At 77.5% G+C, this 1399-nt stretch carries 3 protein-coding genes; 1 reads left to right on the top strand and 2 read right to left on the bottom strand.

The window, feature by feature from the left end; translation table 11 throughout:
• Positions 1-618: HTH domain-containing protein (locus Q6969_RS15645; RefSeq protein ID WP_317231264.1), on the bottom strand; the 618-nt coding region annotated here is incomplete at its 3' end.
• A 124-nt stretch (positions 619-742) separates the two neighbouring features.
• Here Q6969_RS15645 and Q6969_RS15640 point away from each other — a divergent pair.
• Entirely contained in the window at positions 743-1177 is a 435-nt protein-coding gene (locus tag Q6969_RS15640; protein WP_317231263.1) for a VOC family protein, read from the top strand.
• A 61-nt stretch (positions 1178-1238) separates the two neighbouring features.
• Here the strand turns inward: Q6969_RS15640 and Q6969_RS15635 are convergent.
• Positions 1239-1399 (bottom strand): iron chelate uptake ABC transporter family permease subunit (locus tag Q6969_RS15635; RefSeq protein WP_317231265.1); only part of this gene is annotated, 161 nt, incomplete at its 5' end.

Genomic DNA, 1399 nt, shown 5'->3' with positions numbered 1-1399 from the left:
CCCCCCCCCCCCCCCCCCCCCCCCCCCCCCCCCCCCCCCCCCCCCGCGCGGCGGGGGGGGGGGGGGGGGGGGGGGGGCCGCCCGCGCCCCCGCCCCCCCCCCGGGGCCCCGGGCCGGGCCCCGCCGGTCGAAGCGGATCTCCTCCCGCCGCTGGATCGCGTCGCCGATGCGCAGCAGCGCCTCCGGGTCGACGCGCACCGCGTCGCCCCGCGCGCTGTCCGCCGCGGCCTCGACCTCGAGGCGGCCCACGCGCGCCGCGAGGTGATCCGGCATGAGGCGCGTCACCGTGCGGAGGGCGCGGAGCGCGGCCTCCTCGAGCGCGGTGCCGGTGAGCTCGGCCGTGCGCAGCGTGATCGCGACGGCCATCGCCTGCTCGTCGTCGAGCAGCAGCGGCGGCAGCTCGGATCCGGCGCCCAGGCGGTACCCGCCCTGCGGCCCGCGCGTGGTGTCGATGGCGTACCCCAGCTCGCGCAGCCGCTCGACGTCGCGGCGGATCGTGCGCGGCGTCGTCTCCAGGCGCGCGGCGAGCACGGGCCCCGGCCACTCGCGCGGCGACTGGAGCAGCGAGAGCAGCGCGAGCAGGCGTCGCGAGGTGAGGGCGGAGGATCCGGTGGGCACGGACCCATCCTGCCGCGCGTAGCGGACGCAAGGTGACCTGTATGCGCGATGGACTCGTCCTGCGTCGACATCCCGACGACGCACGAGCGGCGCTCACCCGAGCGCCCGACACGAGGAGCACCCCATGAGCATCACCACCACCCTGCACGTCAACCTCCGCGGCCAGGCGGCGGAGGCCCTGGCCTTCTACCACTCCGTCTTCGGCGGGGACATGGTCGCCGTGCCCTACGGCGACACCGACTCCGGCCAGGCTCCCGGCCAGGCGGAGCAGATCGTCTGGGGCGAGGTCCGCTCGCCCGACGGCTTCCACGTGATGGCGTACGACATCCAGGACTCGCTCCCGTACGCCGCGGGCGAGAACGCGTTCTACCTGTCGCTCCGCAGCGAGGACGCGGAGCTCGTCCAGCGCCTCGGCGGGGCGCTCGCGGCCTCCGAGGGCGCGACCGTCCACGTGCCGTTCGGCCCGTCGATGTTCTCGCCGCTCTACGGCAAGCTCACGGACCGCTTCGGCGTGACGTGGATCATCGACGTGATCGTGCCCTGGCAGACGGGCGCCTAGGCGGACGGGACCCGGGCCGCCCGCGCGCGGGGGCGGCCCGGCGCGGCGTCCGCGGCACGGGTCAGCGGCGGCGGCGGATCTCCCCGACGAGCAGCGCCACGAGGTAGCAGCCGCCGATCACGACCGTGACGACGCCCACGGGGACCGTCACGGGGAGCGCGTGCTGCGCGACGAGGTCCGCGCCGAGGAGCAGGGCCGCGCCGACGAGCGCCGCGACCGCGG

The sequence above is a fragment of the Clavibacter sp. MX14-G9D genome, from assembly GCF_032917815.1.
In the GTDB taxonomy this organism is placed as follows: domain Bacteria; phylum Actinomycetota; class Actinomycetes; order Actinomycetales; family Microbacteriaceae; genus Clavibacter; species Clavibacter michiganensis_K.
Note: the sequence above shows the minus strand (reverse complement) of the source record. Positions and strands in the feature narration are given on the sequence as shown.

What these genes read in the sequence shown, in the direction of transcription:
- Q6969_RS15640 (WP_317231263.1), top strand. Translation starts at nt 743, where the DNA reads ATGAGCATCACCACCACCCTGCACGTCAACCTCCGCGGCCAGGCGGCG.